The sequence below is a fragment of the Pseudomonas sp. AN-1 genome, assembly GCF_034057115.1.
Classification (GTDB): Bacteria; Pseudomonadota; Gammaproteobacteria; order Pseudomonadales; family Pseudomonadaceae; genus Geopseudomonas.
In genome coordinates this window covers 1577560-1596577 of sequence record NZ_CP139195.1, presented here as the reverse complement: position 1 = coordinate 1596577, position 19018 = coordinate 1577560, and the positions used below count along the sequence as shown (strand labels likewise).

Here is a 19018-nt window from a genome sequence, read left to right as displayed (position 1 = left end):
AGGGGCGAATTCATTCGCCAAAACGCCTCGCATAGGCGAATGAATTCGCCCCTACTACAGAGAGCAGCTTGCTCGCTGGGGGGCGGAGCGCCCGTGCGGGGTGCCCACGCGGGAGCGTGGGCACCATCGTCAAGGTGTCAGCCGACGATGCTCAACGCACTGGCCCCGTTGCCCTGGCGCTGCACGCGGATCTGCACCGGGATGCGCTCGTGCATCTCCTGAACGTGGGAGATCACCGCCACCTTGCGGCCCTGGGCCTGCAGGTTGTCCAGCGCGTCCATGGCCAGCTGCAGCGACTCGGGGTCGAGGCTGCCGAAGCCTTCGTCGATGAACAGCGACTCGATGCGCAGCTTGCTCGACGCCATCGACGCCAGGCCCAACGCCAGGGCCAGCGACACCAGGAAGGTCTCGCCGCCGGACAGCGAATGCACCGAGCGCAGCTCGTCGCCCATTTCGGTATCCAGCACCAAGAGGCCCAGCGCACTGCCGCCGCGCTGCAGGCGGTAACGCCGGGCCAGCTGGCGCAGTTGCAGGTTGGCGTGCTGCACCAGCAGGTCGAGGTTGTAGGCCTGGGCGATCTTGCGGAAGGTGGCGCCGTCGGCCGAGCCGATCAGCGCGCTGATCCGCCCCCAGCGCAGGTGTTCGGCCTGTGCGGCGGCGATGCGTGTCAGCAGCTCGCGGCTCTGCTGGCAGCGGCGGTCGTCCTCGACCAGCGAGGCACGCAGGTCGGTGGCCTGCTGTTCGGCCTGCTCGCAGCGCTGACGCTGTTCGCCCAGCGCCTGCTCCAGCATAGCCGGCTCGGGCGCTTCGCTCACCTTGGCCAGGTGCGTGGCCAGCTGCTGGCTGCGCTCGTCCAGGCGTACCCGGCCCTGGGTCACGGCGTCCTCGGCGGCCTTGAGCTGCTCGCGCAGCTGGGCGAGATCGCCGGCCGGGCGGGCGAGCAGGGCGGCGAGGGTGGCGTCGTCCAGCTGCGGGTGGCCGGCACGCCAGACGCCCAGTTCCCGCTGCAGTTCGGCCTGCTCGGCCTGCAACGCCTGCAGGCGCTGGCGCAGGTTGTCGCCCTCGCTGTTCAAGCGGATCTGCTGCTGGCGGGCCTGCTGCAGCGCCTCGCTGCCAGCGTTGGCGGCAGCGCGAGCCCGGCTTTCCGCCTGCTCCAGCTGGCGTTGCCAGGCGGCGGCGCTGGGCTGCTCGCCGAGGCACTGGCGCAGGCTGGCTTCGGCCGCGTGACGCAGTTGCTCCAGCTCGCCCAGGCGGGCGCTGCAGGCCTGTAGGGCCTGCTGGCGATGGGACTGGTCGTTGCGTTCCTTGTCCAGAACGGTCTGCCGCTCGCGGTATTCCGCCTCCAGCTCGCGCTGCTCGTCCAGCTGCTGCAGGCGCTCGGCCACCTGGCGGTCCAGCGCCATGAAGCTGCGCGCCGGTTCGCTCTGCCAGCGTTGCAGCCAGTCGCCGGGCAGCAGGGTGGCGAAGGCCTGCAGCTCGGCGTCCAGGCGCTGCTGGTCTTCGCCCAGCCGCTGGTTCTGGTGGTCCAGATTGCGGCTGGCGGTCTGGCTGGCCTGCTCGGCAGCCAGATGCTGGCGCTGTAGCTGCTCGCTGCGCTGCTGAAGCTTGAGCAGTTCATCCTGGCGCTGCTCGGTTTGGCGGATGGACTGGTGCAGGTCGGCCAGTTGCGCGGCCAGCCAGTCGCCGCGCCGTTCCTCTGGTTGAGCGAGCAGTTCAGCGTGAGTGGCGAGGTCGCCGTCCAGCGTGCCCAGTTCGCCGGCGAGCCGTTGCTGCTCCTGGGCTGCTTCGCCCTGCTGGCGTTCCAGCTCGCGATACTCGGTGCGCAGTTCGGTCTGACGCTCCCTGAGCCGCTCGACCTGTTGGCGGGCGCGCTGTTCTTCGGCTTCGTCCTGGCTGGCGAGGGCAGCGAGCAGAGCATCGCCGTGGTGATACGGATGCTCGGCGCTGCCGCATACCGGGCAGGGTTCGCCGTCGCGCAGCTGGGCGCGCAACTCCTCGACGCTGGCGCTGCGCGCCAGGCGCTGCCGTTCCAGCAGCTTGACGGTTAGCTTGAGCGCCTCTTCTGCGCTCTGCAGTTCGGCGGTGGTCGTCTTGCCGCTGGTCACGCACTGTTCGCGGCGGGCCTGCAGTTCGGCGGCGCGCGCCTGGGTCTTGGCCAGCCCGCTGGCCAGCTCCGCACGCCGCTGCCAGAGCCGTTGCGCTTCTTCCAGGGCGCTCAGGCGCGGGCGCCACTCGCCGAGCTGGCATTGCAGCGCGGCCAGTTGTTCCGCCGCCGGGTTGCCGCCGAGTTGCCGCTGCAGGGCGTCGAGCTGCTGGCGTGCGTCTGTCAGCTGCTCCTGCGCGAGGCGAGCTGCCTGTTGCAGCCCCGGTAGTTCCTCGCGGCCCTTGGCCAACTGGTTGGCCAGTTGCACGGCCTGCTGCAGGCGCGGGCGGTGGCCGTCCCAGGCGTTGCCCAGCGCGTGCAGGGCGCTGCTGCGCTGCAGGCGCTCGGCCAGTGCGGCCTGCTGGCCGCTCAGGCGGGTCTGGCGCTCCTGCAGCCCGGCCAGCGCGGTTTCCCCGGCGCGCCAGGCGTCGCGCGCCTGCTGCTCGGCCTGCTGCGCCCGGGTCAGCTCCTGCTGCAGTTCGGCCAGGCGCTGTTGCTCGGCATAGGCCTGGCGCAGCGGCGCCTCGGCCTGCTGGCGGGCTTGCTCGGCGGCCTCCTGCGCGGCGGCGCTCTGTCGGGCGGCCGCTTCCAGTTCGCCCAGGCGCTGTTGCAGCGCCTGCTGCTGCTCGCCATGGCGCTGCAGGTCGATTTCCAGTCCGGCCAGCAGCGGCCCCTGCTTGGCCTGACGGGCGAAGCGGTGGCGCTCGGGGGCGAGCTGTTCGAGCAGGGCGAGGGTCTGGCGTTCGCCGGCCAGGCTTGCCTGATCGGCGAGGGCGGCGTCCAGCTGCTCCTGCGCCGCCTGCTGCTCGCCCTGCAGGCGGTCACGCTCGACCAGCCACTGGCGCTGCTGCTCCAGGCTCTGCAGGGTGGCCTGCTCGGCCTTGAATTGGGCGACGGCCTCGGCGTGCTGCTGTTCCAGCGTCCGGCGCTCCTCATCGGCCAGCGGGCGGATGCCGCCGGCCTGGCGCTCCAATTCCTCCAGCGCTTCGCGGGCGCGCTTGGCCGCGGCGTAGGCCGCCTTGCCGATGCGGCTGTACACGCCGGTGTCGGTGAGCTTCTCCAGCAGTTCGCCGCGCTGGTTGTCGTCGGCCTTGAGGAAGGCGCTGAACTCGCTCTGCGCCAGCAGCACGGCGCGGGTGAACTGCTGCAGGTTGAGGCCCAGGCGCTGCTCCATCTGCTCGGCGAACTCGCGCTTGCTGGTGGCCAGCAGCTGGTCGCCGTCCAGGTCGCGCAGGCTCTGCTGGCTGTTCTGCAGTTTGCCGGTCGCCTTGTCGCGGGCGCGGCGCACTTCCCAGCGCGCCCGGTAGCGCTTGCCGTCGACGCCGACGAAGTCCACTTCGGCATAACCGCCGCTGGCGCCGCGGCGCAGCAGGTTGCGGCCGTCGTCGCTGCCGAGGGCCTCGTTGTCGCTGCCGTCCGGCACCTTGAGGGCGGCTCTGGCGTGCTGCAGGCGCGGCGTCTCGCCGAACAGCGCCAGGCACAGCGCGTCGAGCAGGGTGCTCTTGCCGGCACCGGTCGGTCCGGTGATGGCGAACAGGCCGGCGCTGGCCAGCGGTTCGGCGGTGAAGTCGACTTCCTGCTCGCCGGCCAGCGAGGCGAGGTTCTTCAGGCGGATGGCGAGGATCTTCATGCTGGCTCTCCCTGCAGTTGCACTTCCTGCAGCAGGGTCAGGAAGTCCTCCAGCACCTGGGCATCGGCTTCGTTGCCGTATTCTGCCTGCCAGCTGCGGCGGAACAGCTCCTGCGGGTCGAGCTGGTCGAGGCCGACCAGTGGGGCGGCTTCCTCGCCGCGCCCGCGGTATTCGCTGGCGATGCGCACCAGCCGGCAGCCCTTGCCGTCCAGCGCCGCCTCGATCTGCTGGCGCAGGTCGGGCTGCGGCTGCTCCAGCTGCACGCGCACCTCCAGCCAGGGCTGGCGCTCGCGCTCAAGCGCGCTGGCGGGCAGGGCGGCGAGCAGCTCCAGCACCTCGACAAGGGGAGCCGGGCCGACGCGCAGCATGTCCACCGCGCGCGGCACGCGGATCGCCTCGACGCTGCTCAGACTCGCGCCGTCCAGCTCAATCAGCAGCACCTGGTGCGGATAGTTGACCTCGGCGAACGACAGCGGCAGCGGCGCGCCGCTGTAGCGGATGCGTGGTTGACCTGCGACCTGCTGCGGCTTGTGCAGGTGGCCGAGGGCGACGTAGGCGACGGCCTCGGGGAACAGGCTGGCCGGCAGCGCCTCGGCATTGCCGATCACGATGTTGCGCTCGGAGTCCTCCGACACCGCCGCCCCGGCCATGTGTGCGTGGCTGACCGCCACCAGCGCCTGCTGCGGCGTGCGGCGCGCCTCGGCGGCGGCGATCAGCTCGCGGTGCACCCGCTCGATGCCGGCCAGGTAGTCGTCGCCCACCGCGCCGCCGGTGACCTCGGCCGGGCGCAGGAACGGCATGGCCAGGCACCAGGCGCCGATCTCGCCGTCCTCGCGGAGCAGCGGCAGCAGCAGGCGCGCGCTGTCCAGGGCGTCCTCGTCCAGCCACTCGATGCGGCCGAGGGCGTGGGCGTTGAGGCGGCGCATCAGCGGCGCCGGCAGCTCGATGCGCCCGCCGGAGTCGTGGTTGCCGGCGATCATCACGATGTCCAGGCGCGGCAGGCGGCGGTGCGCCTCGACCACGAAGTCGTACAGGCGCTCCTGGGCCCTGAGCGGCGGGTTGACCGTGTCGAAGATGTCGCCGGCGATCAGCAGGGCGTCGGCCCGCTGCGCCACCAGCGTATCGAGCAGCCAGGCGAGGAAGGCGGCGTGCTCGAAGTCGCGGTCCTGGCCGTGCAGGGTCTGCCCCAGGTGCCAGTCGGAGGTGTGGATCAGGCGCATGATTCGCTCCCTCAAGGCATGCGCAGCAGCCAGGCGGCCGCGGCGATCGCCAGCATGTGCAGCGGATAGAAGAAGTAGGCCCAGCGGCCGACCGGCGGGACGCGCAGGCTCGCCGGCAGCACCGCGCGCAGCAGCCACAGGCCGAGCGGCAGGGCGGCGAGGCAACTGAGGGTGATCAGCCAGTCGCGCGGCTCTCCGGCCTGCAGCGCGGCCGACAGCCGCGGGGTCAGGTTGGCCAGCAGCACCGTCAGGGTCGCCAGCGCCGGCCACGGGCCGCCGCGCTGCAGGGCGAGCAGGCACAGGGTCGGCAAGAGCACGCCGAGCATCCCGTAGGTCAGGCTGGCGTGCAGCCAGGCGGCGCCGGCGGTGAGCAGGCCGGCGAGCAGCAGCGGGCCGCGCTGCAGGGCGTTGCAGCCCCAGGCGATGCCCCAGCCGATGGCCAGGCTGACGAGGATGTTGAACTTGTGGGCGTTACCCAGCATCAGGTCGTGGGCCGGCTCGCTGAGCACGGCGAACAGCAGCAGGGCGCCGAGATGCCGGCGCTCGCTGGAGCCGAAGGCACCGGGCGGGCGGCGCGCCAGGTTGGCGGCCAGCGCCAGGCAGAACAGCGGGAAGGCCAGCCGGCCGGGGACGAAGCTCCAGCCGAGCAGCGCGTGGCCGGGAATCAGGAAGCGCAGGTGGTCGACGGCCATGCTGGCCAGCGCCAGCCACTTGATCAGGTCGAGGCCGCGTTCGCGCGCCTGCGGCAGCGACCGCGAACTCGGCGCATGGGCATCGGCAGCGACCGCCACGGCGCAGCCTGCGGATCAGTCGCCGCGGTATTCGCAGCCGCTGGTGCAGGTCTCGTGCACGCGCACCCGCGACAGCTCCGGCAGCAGCGGCTTGAGCTGCTGCCAGATCCACTTCGAGAGGTTCTCGCTGGTGGGGTTCTCGAGGCCGGGGATGTCGTTCAGGTAGTAGTGGTCGAGGCGGTCGTAGATCGGCTTGAAGATCGCCTTGATCTCGGAGAAATCACGGATCCAGCCGGTGTAGGGATCGACTTCGCCCTCGATGTAGATCGCCACGCGGAACGAATGGCCGTGCAGGCGTCCGCACTTGTGACCCTCGGGAACGTGGGGCAGGAGATGGGCGGCTTCGAAGGTGAATTCCTTGAACAGTTCCACGGCGACACTCACGGCTGGAAAAAAATCCGCGACAGTCTACCAGCTTTGCCGGCGGCATTCCCCGCACTGCCGCCCGTCGGCAAACGGGTGTTTTTCCCCGGTCGGGTACTGATGGCCACTTGGCAGCGTCCGCGCTGGACTATGTTTGTGACAGAGCACACAGGGAACCGTGCGGGAAGACAGCCGGGGGCAAGTGGAGGGGCTGTCCTCTCGCCATAATAAAAAACAAGGGGATGGTGATGGTGTCGGGTCCGCAACCATTCAATCTGCTCAGATGGTTCTCGCTGGTCAGCTTCGGTCTGATCGCCGCGGTCGCCGTGTCGCTGGCGATCAGCGCAACGCGCTACGCCGTCGTCGAGAGCATCGAGCGCGACGCTCTGCTTACCGCCCAGTTCATCCGCGCCCTCACCGAGGGTGAGATCCGCCATGCCAACTTCGGGCCGGGCGTGACCATGGGCGAGTTCCTCGATTCCCGCGAGGATGGCTCGGCGGACGGTATCGACCGCCTGCATCTGGAGCGGGTGCGCCGCGAGTTCTTCGACCATGTCTCCAGCCTGCCCGATGCCCTGCAGACCAACATCTTCGCTCCCGATCGCACCATCGTCTGGTCGACCAATCCGGAGCTGGTCGGCCGTCGCCTGCTCGACCGCGAGGAGCTCGAGCAGGCATTCGAGGTCAAGACCCATGTCGCCCACGCCCATTGGCGGGTGGAAGGCGGCCGCACCGAGCAGCAGTTCATCCGCAGTCCCCAGGGCCTCTATTTCGAGAACTACATCCCGCTGACGGACAATGCCGGCAACGTGGTGTCGGTGGTGGAGATCTACAAGGAGCCGGCCGACCTGATCGCGCGCATGGAGCGAGCCTACCTGCTGCTGTGGCTGGCGGCGGGGCTGGGCGGCGGGCTGATCTATCTCGGCCTGTTCTGGATCGTGCGGCGCGCCTCGCGGCTGCTGGCCGCGCAGCAGCACCAACTGATCGAGAACGAGACCCTGGTGGCCCTCGGCGAGATGTCCTCGGCGGTGGCCCACGGCCTGCGCAATCCGCTGGCGGCCATCCGTACCAGTGCCGAACTGGCGCTGGACCTGGACTGCTCGCCGGCGCGCAAGAACATCCACGACATCGTCCTGCAGGTCGACCGCCTGTCGAAATGGGTGCGCGAGCTGCTGCTGTGCTCCAGTCAGCTCAACGACGAGCACGAGGCGGTGGACCTGGTCGGCGCGGTCAACGAGGTGCTGAACACCTTCGAGCCGCAGATCGCCAAGGCCGGCATCCAGCTGGAGTGGTCGCCGGCGGCGGCGCCCAAGGTGCTCAGCCATCCGGTGCTGCTCAACCAGGCGCTCAACAGCGTGCTGGCCAACGCCCTCGAGGCGATGCCCAAGGGCGGACGCCTGCGCCTGGAGCTGACCCGCGACCAGCGCCGCAAGCGGCTGATCCTGAGCGTCAGCGACACCGGTATCGGAATGAGCGAGCAGCAGCAGGTGCTGGCGTTCAAGCCGTTCTATTCGACCAAGCGCGGCGGACTGGGGGTCGGCCTGTCGCTGGTCAAGCGGATCATGGAACGATTCGGCGGCGCGGTCAGCCTGACCAGCCGCGAGCAGGTAGGCACCCATGTGTGCCTGAGCTTCAGGGTGGCCGAGGGAGGCTGACGTCGTGGAGCACAGCGTACTGATCGTCGAGGACGACGAAACCCTGGCGGACAACATCCGCACCTACCTCGAGCGCAAGGGCTACGAGGCGCAGGTCTGCTCCAGTGCCGAACAGGCGCTGGATTGCCTGGCCTGCCAGCATCCCGACGTGCTGCTCACCGATCACTGCCTGCCGGGGATGACCGGCATCGAGCTGATCCGCCAGGTGCGCAGCCTGGACGCCCAGGTGAAGACGGTGATGATGACCGCCCACGGCAACATCGAGTGCGCCGTCGAGGCCATGAAGGCCGGCGCCTACGATTTCCTCACCAAGCCGGTGGTGCTGGCCGAGCTCAAGCTGCTGATCGAGCGGGCCATCGAGACCCGCCAGCTCGAGCATCGTCTGTCCTTCTACCAGCATCGCGATGCCCGCGGCGCCGGGCTGGACGCGCTGATCGGCGAGTCGGCGCCGATGCGGGCGCTCAAGGCGATGGTGCACCAGGTGCTGGATGCGGAAAGCCACATGACCGACAGCGACCTGCCGGTGGTGCTGATCAACGGCGAGACCGGCACCGGCAAGGAGCTGATCGCCCGCGCCCTGCACTACGACGGCGTGCGTCGCGACGGACCGTTCGTCGAAGTCAACTGCGCCTCGATCCCCTCGCACCTGCTGGAGGCCGAGCTGTTCGGTCATGAGAAGGGCGCCTACACCGACGCCAAGGAACGTCGCGCCGGCCTGGTCGAGGCCGCCGACGGAGGCACCCTGTTCCTCGACGAGGTGGGCGAGATCGACCTGGCGCTGCAGGCCAAGCTGCTCAAGCTGCTGGAGGACCGCACCATCCGCCGCCTGGGCTCGGTCAAGGAGCGCAAGGTCGACCTGCGGATCATCAGCGCCACCAACTGCGACCTGGAGCAGATGGTCAAGGACGGGCGTTTCCGCCGCGACCTGTTCTACCGCCTGCGCATCATCGCCATCCAGGTGCCGCCGCTGCGCGAGCGCGGTGGCGACGTCCTCACCCTGGCCCGCCATTTCCTCGCCCTGCACGGCCGCCGCTACGGCAAGTCCGACCTGCAGTTCACCGTCGAGGCCGAGGCCCTGCTGAGAAGCTACGACTGGCCGGGCAACGTGCGCGAGCTGCGCAACATGCTCGAGCAGACCGTGCTGCTCGCCCGCGGCACACGGATCACCCCCGACCAGCTGAGCCTGGCGGGGTATCACGGCGGCAGTCCCGTCCATGTCGAGGACTGCCCGCCGCCGCTCGCCGCCCCGGTCGATGACGACCCGCCCAGCCTGCCGGAGGTGGAGCGCCAGCTGGTGCTGCGCACGCTGGAGCGCACCGACTGGAACGTCACCAAGTCGGCTCGCCTGCTGGGCCTGAGCCGCGACATGCTGCGCTATCGCATCGAGAAGCTGGGGCTGGAGCGGCCGGATCGGCACCACTAGGAACGGCGCCTGCCTCAGTGGTGGACGTGCTCCTTGCCGTCGGCATGCACGTGGACCTTCTTCTCCGGGGCTGCCGGTGCGTTGGCGACTTCCTGGTCGTGGCCATGGTCGTGGCCATCACCGTGGTGGGGTGCTGCCGGTGGTTGCGGGCTTGGCGTTGCCCCGGAGTGGTCGTGCTGGCGGCTGTGGTCGTGCATGTCGCCTTCCCCGCCGCCGTGCGAGTGGCCGTCGCTGGCCGCCACCAGGGCGCGGTACTGCGCCGCGTCCAGGCTCGGCAGCTGCTGCAGGAAGGCAACCATGCCCCAGATGTGTTCGTCGCCCATGCTCTTGCCCCAGGCCGGCATGCCGGTGGCCTTGATACCGTGCTTGACGATCCAGAAGGCCACCGACGGATTGCCGTTGGTGCCGATCTGCGCCAGGTTCGGCGGCGCCGGGTAGAGGTTCTGGCTGAGTTCGGTAGGCGCCATGCCCGGTGCCAGATGGCAGCCGATGCACATGGAGTGGTAGTTGCCGGCGCCGCGGCGGATCAGTTCGGGGGCGCTGAGATCGGGCACCGGGATGTCGGCGGCGCGCACGGCGATCGAGCGCTCGCGGGTGGCGCTCAGCAGGGCGTGCACGCTGTCGAGGTGCGGATCGTCGGCGCCGACGTTGATCAGCCCGGACCAGATGATGCCGGCGCCGGCCGCGGTGGCCGCAAGGCCGGCCAGCGTCAGGGTGGTTATTGTTCTTTTCATTTATCTGCCTCAGAACCAGAAGCGCACACCGGCGACCAGGCGAGCCTCGCTGACATCCTCGTCGTCTTCGCGCAGCAGGTCGGCGGTGTTGCCGTAGGCGCGATGCCAGTTGACGCCGATGTAGGGGGCGAACTCGCGGCGGATCTCGTAGCGCAGGCGCAGGCCCAGTTCGAGGTCGCTGAAGCCCGAGCCGACGCCACGCTCGTCGTCGTTGCGGCCGTACAGGTTGGCCTCGGCGGCGGGCTGCAGGATCAGCCGGTTGGTCAGCAGGATGTCGTACTCGGCGCTGAGGCGCAGGGCGCTCTGCCCGGCCTCGCCGAGGAAGGCGGTGGCCTCGGTCTCCAGGCCGTACAGCGGCATGCCCTGCACGCCGAAGGCGGCCCAGGTCTGCGGCGAGCCCGGCTTGAAGTCCTGGCGCACGCCGGCCACGGTTTCCCACCAGGGGCCGATGGCGTGGCTCCACAGCAGCTGCAGCTCGGCTTCCTCGGTGTGGCCATTGAGCCGCTCGCCTTCGGAGCGGAAGGCGAGGCGGTCGATGTCGCCGCCGACCCAGCCATTGAGGTCCCAGCTCAGGGCGCTGCCCTCGTCGGCGTCCTGCCATTCCAGCTGGTCGGCGACGAACAGGTAGTTGATCCCGCCCTGGTGCATGGCGTGGGGCGGCAGATCGGGGAAGGCGGCGGCGCGGTCGGCGTCGGTGACCGGCGGCACCGGGCTGCCCGGGTAGCCGGCGGGGTGGTGGCCGGCGTGCTCCGCGCCGCTCGGCGCTGCCTGCGGCTGGCCCTGCATCTGCTGCATGTGCTGCTGGTGCATCTGCATCATCTGTTCGTGGCTCATGCCGCCGTGGCCCGCCTGGCCGCCCTGCATCTGCTGCATCTGCTGCATCTGCTGCATGTGCTGCTGATGCATCTGCATCATCTGCTCGTGGCTCATGCCGCCGTGGCCCGCTTGGCCACCCTGCATCTGCTGCATGTGCTGCTGATGCATCTGCATCATCTGCTCATGGCCCATGCCGCCATGGCCCATCTGCCCGTGATCCATCATCGGCATGCCTGCAGCCGCCGGCGCCGCTGCAGGTGCGGCTGTCTGCGGGTGATGGGCGCTGTGCTCGTCGCTCTCGGCCGATGCCGCCTCGGCAGCGGTTTCGCCATGGCCGGCATGGCTGGAGTGATCCTCCGGCTCGGCCGCCTGCGCGGCGGCGATCAGGCCGAGGCTCAGGGCCAGGGCGAGGGGAAGCTTACTGGCCATTTTTCCCGTCCTTGGTTTGGGGCGCGGCCTTGGCCGGCGGCATGCTGCCGTGGTTCATCTGCCCCTGGCCCATGTTGCCGTGGTCCATCTGGCCGTTGTTCATGTGCTGCTCGTGCATCTGCTGCATCATCTGCTCGTGGCTCATGCCGCCATGGCCCATCTGGCTGTGATCCATCATGCCGCCTTGCGGCATCTGCTGGCTCTTGCCCATGTTGCCCTGGGCCTGCCTGGCGGCGGCCGGTGCGTTCTGCGGGTGGTGCCCTTCGTGCTCGTTCTGCGCCACGGCCTGCGACAGGGGCAGGGCGGCCAGCAGACCGAAGGCCAGGGCGGAGGCGAGCAGGGTGTTGCGCTTGGTGAAGGTGGTCATCGGGTGTCTCCTCATTCCTCGACGCGGACTTCGCGGAACATGCCGAGGTCCATGTGCATCAGCATGTGGCAGTGGTAGGCCCAGCGGCCGAGGGCGTCGGCGGTGACGCGGTAGCTGCGGATCGCACCGGGCGGCATGTCGATGGTGTGCTTGCGCACCCTGAAGTTGCCCTGCTCGTCCTCCAGGTCGCTCCACAGGCCGTGCAGGTGGATGGGGTGGTGCATCATGGTGTCGTTGACCAGCACGATGCGCATGCGCTCGCCGTACTTGAGGCGGATCGGCTCGGCGTGGGCGAAGGGCACGCCGTCGATCGACCAGGAAAAGCGCTCCATGTGGCCGGTCAGGTGCAGCTCGATCGTGCGGCTCGGGGCGCGGCCGTCCGGGTCGGCGAAGCGGCTGCGCAGGTCGGCGTAGGTCAGCACGCGGCGGCCGTTGTCGCGCAGGCCGATGCCCGGATCGTCCAGCTTGGCGGTGGGCGCCATGGTCTGCATGTCGATCAGCGGATTGTTCGCCTCGCTGGCCGGGTGACCCTGCATGGCTATGGCCGCGCCGGCCGGCGCACCGTGATTCATGCCGGCCATGCTGCCGTGGTCCATGCCCGCCATCTGCCCGTGATCCATCCCGGCCATGGCCGCGTGCGCCATGCCGCCCTGCGTCGCTGCGCCGTGGCTCATGTCGCCGTGGTTCATTGCGGCATGGTCCATGCCGGTCGTGGCTGAACCATGGCTGCCATGCGCGCCATGATCGCCATGGCCCATGTCGGCCATGCTCAGTTCGGGGCGCGGATCGGGCGCCGGCACCGGTGCGGAGAGGCCCTCGCGCAGCGCCAGGGTGCCGCGGGCGTAGCCGCTGCGGTCCATGGACTGGGCGAACAGGGTGTAGGCGTCCTGACTGCCATCCGGGGTGACGATCACGTCGTAGGTTTCCGCCACGCCCAGGCGGATCTCGTCGACCTCGACCGGCTCGACGTTCTGGCCGTCGGCGGCGACCACGGTGAGCTTGAGGCCGGGGATGCGGAAGTCGAAGTAGGTCATCGCCGCGGCGTTGATCAGGCGCAGGCGGATGCGCTCGCCCGGCTGGAACAGTCCGGTCCAGTTGCCGTCCGGTGCCTGGCCGTTGAGCAGGTAGGTGTAGGTGGCGCCGCTGACGTCGGCCAGATCCGTCGGGCTCATGTTCATCTTCGCCCAGGCCCAGCGCTCGCTGAAGGTATCGCTCCAGCCCTGTTCGCCGACGTCGCGGATGAAGTCGCCGACGGTGCGGCGGTGCTGGTTGTAGTAGTCGGCCTGCTTCTTCAGCTTGGCCAGCACCCGCGCCGGGTTCTCGTCGGTCCAGTCGGAGAGCATCACCACGTAGTCGCGCTCGTACTGGAACGGCTCCGGCTCCAGCGGGTCGATCACCAGCGGGCCGTAGAGGCCGCGCTGTTCCTGGAAGCCGGAATGGCTGTGGTACCAGTAGGTGCCGCTCTGCTTCACCTTGAACTTGTATTCGTACATGCCGTCCGGGGCGATGCCGGCGAAGCTGAAGCCCGGCACGCCGTCCATGTTGGCCGGCAGCAGGATGCCGTGCCAGTGGATCGAGGTGTCCTCCTTGAGGCGGTTGCGCACCCGCAGGGTCACCACGTCGCCCTCGCGCCAGCGCAGCAGCGGCGCCGGCAGGCTGCCGTTGACCGCCACGGCGGTGCGCGCCTTGCCGGTGAAGTCGACCGGCAGCTCGTCGATGGTCAGGTCGAACTGGGTGCCGGCCAGCACGCCCGGCTGGCCGGGCCGGTCCAGCGCCCACACCGGCTGGCGCCACAGGCCGAGGCCGGCGAGCACGCCGCCGGCAGCCAGGCCCTTGAGGAAGGTTCGTCGTGAAGTCAGAGATGGCATGCTGTTCCTGTCCCGTCTTTTCGGGGGCGCGCAGCGGCGCTCCCGGGCTGATCCGCCTGCGGCGGAATTCCCTCGATATGGTCACACCATAGCCGGCGCAAGCTGTCGGGAAGCTGAGACGAAGATTACGCTTTTGTCAGGTTGCCGATCAGGAGCGGGCGCCCCGGCCTTGCCGGCCGCAGCCATGTGCCATACTGGCTGCAGATGGCGGCTTGAACAGCGCCGCTGTCCGGACATCCTTTCGAGCGCCTCGGCGCCAGGGACTTCGCAGCTTGACCCCATCCCGTCAGATCCGGGATCTTCGGGGCTCAGGCGGTCGATTTCAAAGGACGGAAGCTCATGCCGAACATTCCCGAACACCTGCGCCAGGCCAGCATCGCTTTGCTGGAGAGTAGCGCCGGCAGCTTGAGCCTGCTGCAGGATGCCCTCGAGGCGGCCGGCCTGAAGAACACGCGGGTATTGGCCGATCCCGCGAACGGTCTGGCCTGGCTGCTGGAAAACACCTGGGATCTGCTGCTGCTCGATCTCGACATGTCCCGCCCGGGTGGTTTCGAGATCCTGCGGCTGCTGCGCAAGTACCTGCCGGAAAACCAGCCGATACTCGCGGTTTCCTGCCGCAACGACGTGGAGAGCCGCCACCGCGCCCTCGACCTGGGCGTCAGCGACTATCTGTGCAAGCCGGTCGACCACCGGGAGATGCTCCTGCGTCTGCGCAACCACCTCAACCTCTGGTTCACCCGTCTCGAGCTGGACCAGGAGCGGCGCTGGCTCGAGCAGCGCGTCGAGGAGCACGGCCGCGAGCTCGAGAAGGCCACGGAAACCATCGTCCGCTGTCTGGTGCGCGTCACCGAATACCGCGACAACCAGAATGGCCACCACATGATGCGCATCGGCGAGAGCGTCGCCCTGCTGGCGCGTGCCTGCGGCTGCCGGGAGGAGTGGGTCGGCCAGCTGCGGGTGGCCGCGACCATGCACGATGTCGGCATGGTTGGCATTCCCGACTACATCCTGCTCAAGCCCGGCCCGCTCGACGAGGCGGAGACGCAGGTGATGCGCCGGCATGCGCAGCTGGGCCACCAGTTCCTCAGCGACTCCGCGGCCAATCCGCTGCTGCAGCTCGCCGCGGAGGTCGCGCTGCACCATCACGAGCGCTGGGATGGCAGCGGTTACCCTGCGGGGCTCAAGGGCGAGGCCATCCCCCTGTCCGCGCGCATCGTCGCGCTCTGCGACGTGTACGACGTGCTGCGCACCCCGCGGCCGTTCAGGCCGGCGTGGACCGTGAAGGAGGCGCAGCTCTACATCCGCGAGCAGTCGGGGCGGCAGTTCGACCCCGAGCTGGTCCGCCTGATGGACCGGCACATGTTCGAGCAGTTCGAGAGCCTGCGCCTGGTCTGGAGCGATTGACTGCCGGGCGTCACGGCACCCTGGGCAGCGCGCGCTTGTGGGCGGTGGCCGCCCAGGTGCGCCGGATGATATCCGCGGCGCGTTCGGATACCGGCTGGCCGTGCAGGAAGGCGTCGATCTCGGCGTAGCTGACGCCGTGGGCTTCCTCGTCGGGACGGCCGGGGCGCAGCTCCTCGAGGTCGGCGGTGGGCACCTTGTGCACCAGCTCGGCCGGCGCACCGAGGCGGGCGGCGAGGGCGCGCACCTGGTGCTTGACCAGCCCGGTCAGCGGCGCCAGGTCGCAGGCGCCGTCGCCGAACTTGGTGAAGAAGCCCATCACCGCCTCGGCGGCGTGGTCGGTACCGATCACCAGGCCGTTGCGCGCGTTGGCGATGGCGTACTGGGCGACCATGCGCACCCGCGCCTTGACGTTGCCGACCACGAAGTCGCGGCGCCCGGGGGTAAGCGGGTCCAGCTCGGCGACCTGCTCGACCAGCCCGCGCACGGCGTCGCCGATGTTCACCGTCTGCTCCTCGTCGGCGGCCACGAAGCGCATGGCCGCCTGGGCGTCGGCCTCGTCGTGCTGGCTGTCGTGGGGCAGGCGCACGGCGATGAAGCGGTAACCGGCATCGCCGCTCTCGGCACGCAGTTCCTCGACGGCGAGCTGCGCCAGGCGGCCGGCGGTCGACGAGTCGACCCCGCCGCTGATGCCGAGCACCAGCACCTTGAGGCCGGTGTCGCGCAGGCAGCGCTTGATGAAGGCCTTGCGCCGCTCGATTTCCGCCAGTTCGGCGGCGGCATCGGCGAAGGGCGGCACCACGGCGAGTTCTTCGGCGATCCGTTGTTGCAGTTCGTTCATCTCAGGCTCCTTGGCTGGCGCTGGGGACGCGGAATACGTGTTTCAGGTAGGCGACGAAGTTGGGGTCGCGGCACTGGGTCTTTCCCGGCGCGTCGGAGATCTTCGCCACCGGCTGGCCGTTGCAGGCGGTCATCTTGATCACCATGTTGGTCGGCGTCACCCCCGGAATGTCGCAGGTCAGGCTGGTGCCGATGCCGAAGCTGACGTTGATCCGCCCGCGCAGCTGGCGGTACAGGGCCAGCGCGCGCGGGAAGTCGAGGCCGTCGGAGAACACCAGGGTCTTGCCGCGCGGGTCGATGCCGAGTTTCTCGTAATGGGCGATGGCCTTCTGCGCCCAGGCCAGCGGGTCGCCGGAGTCGTGGCGCAGGCCGTCGAAGAGCTTGGCGAAGTACAGGTCGAAGTCGGCGAGGAAGGCGTCCATGGTGATGCAGTCGGTCAGGGCGATACCGAGCAGGCCGCGGTACTCGCGCACCCAGCAGTCCAGTGCGGCGCGCTGGCTGTCGATCAGCCGCGGGCCGAGCTGCTGGTGGGCCATCAGCCATTCGTGGGCCATGGTGCCGATGGGCTTGAGGCCGTACTCGCGCGCCAGGTGCACGTTGCTGCTGCCGACGAACTGGCCGGGGAAGTCGTGGCGCAGGATGTTCACCACTTCCTCCTGGGTGCGGTAGGAGAAGCGCCGGCGGGTGCCGAAGTCGGCCAGCTGGAAGCCGCCCAGCTCCTCGGCCGAGGCTTCGCGGCGCAGCCAGTCGAGCTTGGCGTACAGCCGTTCGGCGACCTGTTCGAGCACCACTTCGCGATAGCGGTAGCGGTTGCGCACCTCGCTGACGATGGCCAGCAGCGGCACCTCAAAGAGGATCACGTGCAGCCAGGGGCCGCGCACGCGGATCGCCAGCTGGCCGTCCTCGACTGCGGTATGCACATAGCGCAGGTTGAAGCGGAACAGGCCGAGGAAGCGGATGAAGTCGGCCTTGAGGAAGGGGATGCGTTCGAGGAAGGCCAACTGGTCGGCGCTCATGGACAGTTCCTCGAGGCGCGCGATCTGGTGGCGGATCTCGGCCAGATACGGGCTGAGGTCCTCGTCGCTGCGGCAGCGGAATTCCCATTCCACCTCGGCGTTGGGGTAGTTGTGCAGCACCGCCTGCATCATGGTCAGCTTGTAGAAGTCGGTGTCGAGCAGGCTCTGCACGATGCGCTCGGCGAATACGCTCTCGGCCATCTCAGCGCTCCCGGGCGGCGGCGAAGGCGGCGTCCAGGGCCTGCGCGGTGGGGTAGAGGGCAACGCCGGCGGTTTCCAGCTCGGCGAGGGCGATGCGCGCGCTGTCCTCGGCCAGCGCGCGGCAGGCCGGCAGGTAGACACCGACGGCGAAACCGGCGCGGCGCAGCTGCAGGGCGGTGGTGCGCACGCAGTAGTCCAGCGCCAGGCCGCCGACCAGCACCAGATCGACCGCCTGCTGGCGGAGGAACTCGATGGCGCCGGTGCTGCGCCGCTCGGCCAGGTCGTGGTAGCAGGCGCCGTAGGGGTGCAAGTCAGGCTCGATGCCCTTCCAGACGAAGAAGTCGTAGTCCACCGGCGCCGGCAGCGCGTCGAGCAGCTCGAAGCCGGGTGTGCCGGTCACGCAGTGGCTGACCCAGGTCAGGTCGGCGTTGGCCAGCGCCAGCGGCTGCAGCATGTCGGCGTGACGCTCGACCCGCCAGGCCGCCGCCGGGCTGTGGGCGTCCTTGCTGCCCAGGCGCAGGTGCGCCTTGCTCGCCAGGTGGTTGAGCGCCGGGGCGATCTGGTCGCCGCCGGGTACCGGCAGCTCATCGGGGCAGAGCGGGGTGAAGCCCTTCTGGGCATCGACATCGAAGCTGGCTATGCGCATGGCCGGGGTCTCGGCTTGGGGTGTGGCTATATATTTCACCTAATAAAATAAGTAGTCAAGCGTTGCTCGAGATCGGCGGCTTGCAGGCTTTCCCCGCGCGTTGCACCTGTCCAGCCTGTAGGGGTGAATTTACTCGCCAGCGCGGCCTCGTCAGGCGAATGAATTCGCCTCTACAGAGAGCCTGCACCTGCTAGCCTCGATCACGCTTTTATTTCTTATTGCGTAAAAAGTGGCAGAATACAAGCAGATGGCATCGACGGTTCGGGAGGCTGGATGAACTCGGCGGAAATTCTGGCCAGCGTGGACATAGTGGCGCTGCGCCTGGGCGGGGAGGGGCTGGAGGTGCTGCTCAGGCGGCGCCCCGACAGCGACGAGATTCCCTACCCGGGCAAATGGGCGCTGCCGGGCGTGCTGATCAACGGCCTCGAGAGCGACCGCACCCTCGAGGACGCGGTGGAGCGCGCGTTGACCTTCAGGGCGCACATCGAGCCGGCGCATCTGGAGCAGGTCGGCACCGAGGGCAACGACGTGCGCGACCCGCGCGGCTGGTCGATCACCATCTTCTACCTGGCGCTGCTGGCGCCGCAGACCACGCTCCAGGAGGCCGACCTGCGCTTCGTGCCGCTCGGGCAGATCCTCGACGGCAGCTTCCCTTTGCCGTTCGACCACGCCCAGCTGGTACACCGGGTGGCCGAGCGGCTGGCCAGCAAGTCGGTGTACACCGCGCTGCCGCTGTACCTGCTCGGCCCACGCTTCACCGTCGGCGAGGCGCTGACCGCCTTCGAGGCCTGCCTCGGCCAGGCGGTGCAGCACACCACCCTGCGCGGGCGGCTGGAGAAGATGAAGAGCCAGGGCTGGATCCGCGACACCGGCGAGAAGAACCAGCCGCCCATGGGCCGGCCGCAGGTCATCTACGAGCACTGCCCGCCGAAGGGCGAGGTGTTCGTCTTTGACCGCAGCCTGCTGGCCTGAGCCTGGCCGGTTGCCGGGGCCTACACGGCTCGGCCGGCAGCCGCGCAGCCGGTCACTTGGCCGGGTAGTCGGCCACCACCTCGTCGGTGCCGTCCCTGGTCAGGCCGATCACCTGGTAGGCGTCCCGGCGGTCGCCGTATTCCATGCCCGGCGAACCGGCCGGCATGCCCGGCACGGCGAGGCCGAGCAGGTCGGGGCGCTGGCGCAGTTCGAGGATCTGCGCCGCCGGCACGTGGCCCTCGACGAACTTGCCGTCGATCACCCCCGTATGGCATGAGGCCAGCCGCGGCGCCACGCCGAGGCGCTGCTTGACCGCGCTCATGTCCGGCTCGACGTGGTCGCGCACGCTGAAGCCGTTGGCCTCCAGGTGCTTGATCCAGTCCTTGCAGCAGCCGCAGTTGGCGTCGCGGTGGACGTCGATGGTCAGGGCGTCGGCGGCCTGGACGGCGCCGCTCATCAGCAGGGCGGCGAGGGTGGCGATACGCAGTTTGGCGTGCATGAGA

16 protein-coding genes are annotated in these 19018 nt (G+C 69.4%); 4 read left to right on the top strand and 12 right to left on the bottom strand.

What is annotated here, in order from left to right:
• Positions 1 to 137: 137 nt before the first annotated feature.
• The 4 genes from SK095_RS07390 to queD are packed head-to-tail and all read right to left on the bottom strand — an operon-like array spanning position 138 to position 6156.
• Positions 138 to 3773, bottom strand: coding sequence for an AAA family ATPase (locus SK095_RS07390; protein WP_320548443.1), 3636 nt, complete (start codon positions 3771 to 3773; stop codon positions 138 to 140).
• The gene (locus tag SK095_RS07385) at positions 3770 to 4993 is read right to left on the bottom strand and encodes an exonuclease SbcCD subunit D (RefSeq protein ID WP_320548442.1); all 1224 of its coding nucleotides are present in this window, start codon (positions 4991 to 4993) and stop codon (positions 3770 to 3772) included. Before SK095_RS07385 ends, SK095_RS07390 begins: the two co-directional genes overlap by 4 nt.
• 11 nt (positions 4994 to 5004) lie before the next feature.
• Positions 5005 to 5784 (bottom strand): TraX family protein, encoded by a 780-nt coding sequence (locus SK095_RS07380; RefSeq protein WP_320548441.1) that lies wholly within the window; start codon positions 5782 to 5784, stop codon positions 5005 to 5007.
• Positions 5785 to 5799: 15 nt separating this feature from the next.
• Complete coding sequence (gene queD, locus SK095_RS07375) at positions 5800 to 6156, bottom strand: 6-carboxytetrahydropterin synthase QueD (RefSeq protein WP_136489051.1); 357 nt, start codon at positions 6154 to 6156, stop codon at positions 5800 to 5802.
• A gap of 239 nt (positions 6157 to 6395) precedes the next feature.
• On the opposite strand from queD, the gene SK095_RS07370 reads away from it, so the two are divergent.
• Together SK095_RS07370 and SK095_RS07365 are read left to right on the top strand one after the other, a co-directional pair.
• Positions 6396 to 7802, top strand: coding sequence for a sensor histidine kinase (locus SK095_RS07370; protein WP_305956030.1), 1407 nt, complete (start codon positions 6396 to 6398; stop codon positions 7800 to 7802).
• A gap of 4 nt (positions 7803 to 7806) precedes the next feature.
• Positions 7807 to 9225, top strand: coding sequence for a sigma-54 dependent transcriptional regulator (locus SK095_RS07365; RefSeq protein ID WP_320548440.1), 1419 nt, complete (start codon positions 7807 to 7809; stop codon positions 9223 to 9225).
• Between the two features lie 14 nt (positions 9226 to 9239).
• On the opposite strand, the gene SK095_RS07360 is transcribed toward SK095_RS07365, so the two are convergent.
• From SK095_RS07360 to SK095_RS07345, 4 genes are all read right to left on the bottom strand, one after another.
• A complete protein-coding gene (locus tag SK095_RS07360) occupies positions 9240 to 9959 on the bottom strand; it encodes a cytochrome c (protein WP_320548439.1) in 720 nt (239 codons plus the stop codon).
• A gap of 9 nt (positions 9960 to 9968) precedes the next feature.
• A complete protein-coding gene (locus SK095_RS07355; protein ID WP_414153885.1) occupies positions 9969 to 10823 on the bottom strand; it encodes a copper resistance protein B in 855 nt (284 codons plus the stop codon).
• Between the two features lie 370 nt (positions 10824 to 11193).
• Positions 11194 to 11571 carry a hypothetical protein gene (locus tag SK095_RS07350; RefSeq protein WP_236574812.1) on the bottom strand — a complete coding sequence of 126 codons (378 nt, stop codon included), beginning with the start codon at positions 11569 to 11571 and terminating at the stop codon, positions 11194 to 11196.
• A gap of 11 nt (positions 11572 to 11582) precedes the next feature.
• Positions 11583 to 13439 (bottom strand): copper resistance system multicopper oxidase, encoded by a 1857-nt coding sequence (locus tag SK095_RS07345; RefSeq protein WP_201487656.1) that lies wholly within the window; start codon positions 13437 to 13439, stop codon positions 11583 to 11585.
• A 339-nt stretch (positions 13440 to 13778) separates the two neighbouring features.
• Here SK095_RS07345 and SK095_RS07340 point away from each other — a divergent pair, with 339 nt between their 5' ends.
• Complete coding sequence (locus SK095_RS07340; protein ID WP_201487657.1) at positions 13779 to 14843, top strand: HD domain-containing phosphohydrolase; 1065 nt, start codon at positions 13779 to 13781, stop codon at positions 14841 to 14843.
• 10 nt (positions 14844 to 14853) lie between these two features.
• Here the strand turns inward: SK095_RS07340 and nadE are convergent, their stop codons facing one another.
• Genes nadE through SK095_RS07325 form a run of 3 tightly spaced genes read right to left on the bottom strand, consistent with a single transcriptional unit; the run spans position 14854 to position 17543 of the window.
• Complete coding sequence (nadE, locus tag SK095_RS07335) at positions 14854 to 15681, bottom strand: ammonia-dependent NAD(+) synthetase (protein ID WP_320548438.1); 828 nt, start codon at positions 15679 to 15681, stop codon at positions 14854 to 14856.
• 1 nt (position 15682) lies between these two features.
• On the bottom strand, positions 15683 to 16897 hold the full coding sequence (gene pncB, locus SK095_RS07330) for a nicotinate phosphoribosyltransferase (RefSeq protein WP_320548437.1): 1215 nt from the start codon (positions 16895 to 16897) through the stop codon (positions 15683 to 15685).
• A gap of 1 nt (position 16898) precedes the next feature.
• Positions 16899 to 17543, bottom strand: a complete 645-nt coding sequence (locus SK095_RS07325) for a nicotinamidase (protein WP_320548436.1) — start codon at positions 17541 to 17543, stop codon at positions 16899 to 16901.
• 273 nt (positions 17544 to 17816) lie between these two features.
• Here SK095_RS07325 and SK095_RS07320 point away from each other — a divergent pair, with 273 nt between their 5' ends.
• Positions 17817 to 18515, top strand: a complete 699-nt coding sequence (locus SK095_RS07320) for an NUDIX hydrolase (RefSeq protein WP_320548435.1) — start codon at positions 17817 to 17819, stop codon at positions 18513 to 18515.
• 52 nt (positions 18516 to 18567) lie between these two features.
• Here the strand turns inward: SK095_RS07320 and SK095_RS07315 are convergent, their stop codons facing one another.
• Entirely contained in the window at positions 18568 to 19014 is a 447-nt protein-coding gene (locus tag SK095_RS07315) for a DUF411 domain-containing protein (protein WP_201487662.1), read from the bottom strand.
• Positions 19015 to 19018 lie beyond the last annotated feature (4 nt).

What these genes read in the sequence shown, in the direction of transcription:
- SK095_RS07340 (WP_201487657.1), top strand. Translation starts at nt 13,779, where the DNA reads ATGCCGAACATTCCCGAACACCTGCGCCAGGCCAGCATCGCTTTGCTG.
- SK095_RS07320 (WP_320548435.1), top strand. Translation starts at nt 17,817, where the DNA reads ATGAACTCGGCGGAAATTCTGGCCAGCGTGGACATAGTGGCGCTGCGC.
- SK095_RS07350 (WP_236574812.1), bottom strand. Translation starts at nt 11,571, where the DNA reads ATGACCACCTTCACCAAGCGCAACACCCTGCTCGCCTCCGCCCTGGCC.
- SK095_RS07345 (WP_201487656.1), bottom strand. Translation starts at nt 13,439, where the DNA reads ATGCCATCTCTGACTTCACGACGAACCTTCCTCAAGGGCCTGGCTGCC.
- SK095_RS07355 (WP_414153885.1), bottom strand. Translation starts at nt 10,823, where the DNA reads ATGCAGGGCGGCCAGGCGGGCCACGGCGGCATGAGCCACGAACAGATG.
- pncB (WP_320548437.1), bottom strand. Translation starts at nt 16,897, where the DNA reads ATGGCCGAGAGCGTATTCGCCGAGCGCATCGTGCAGAGCCTGCTCGAC.
- nadE (WP_320548438.1), bottom strand. Translation starts at nt 15,681, where the DNA reads ATGAACGAACTGCAACAACGGATCGCCGAAGAACTCGCCGTGGTGCCG.
- SK095_RS07360 (WP_320548439.1), bottom strand. Translation starts at nt 9,959, where the DNA reads ATGAAAAGAACAATAACCACCCTGACGCTGGCCGGCCTTGCGGCCACC.
- SK095_RS07325 (WP_320548436.1), bottom strand. Translation starts at nt 17,543, where the DNA reads ATGCGCATAGCCAGCTTCGATGTCGATGCCCAGAAGGGCTTCACCCCG.
- SK095_RS07390 (WP_320548443.1), bottom strand. Translation starts at nt 3,773, where the DNA reads ATGAAGATCCTCGCCATCCGCCTGAAGAACCTCGCCTCGCTGGCCGGC.
- SK095_RS07315 (WP_201487662.1), bottom strand. Translation starts at nt 19,014, where the DNA reads ATGCACGCCAAACTGCGTATCGCCACCCTCGCCGCCCTGCTGATGAGC.
- SK095_RS07370 (WP_305956030.1), top strand. Translation starts at nt 6,396, where the DNA reads ATGGTGTCGGGTCCGCAACCATTCAATCTGCTCAGATGGTTCTCGCTG.
- SK095_RS07385 (WP_320548442.1), bottom strand. Translation starts at nt 4,993, where the DNA reads ATGCGCCTGATCCACACCTCCGACTGGCACCTGGGGCAGACCCTGCAC.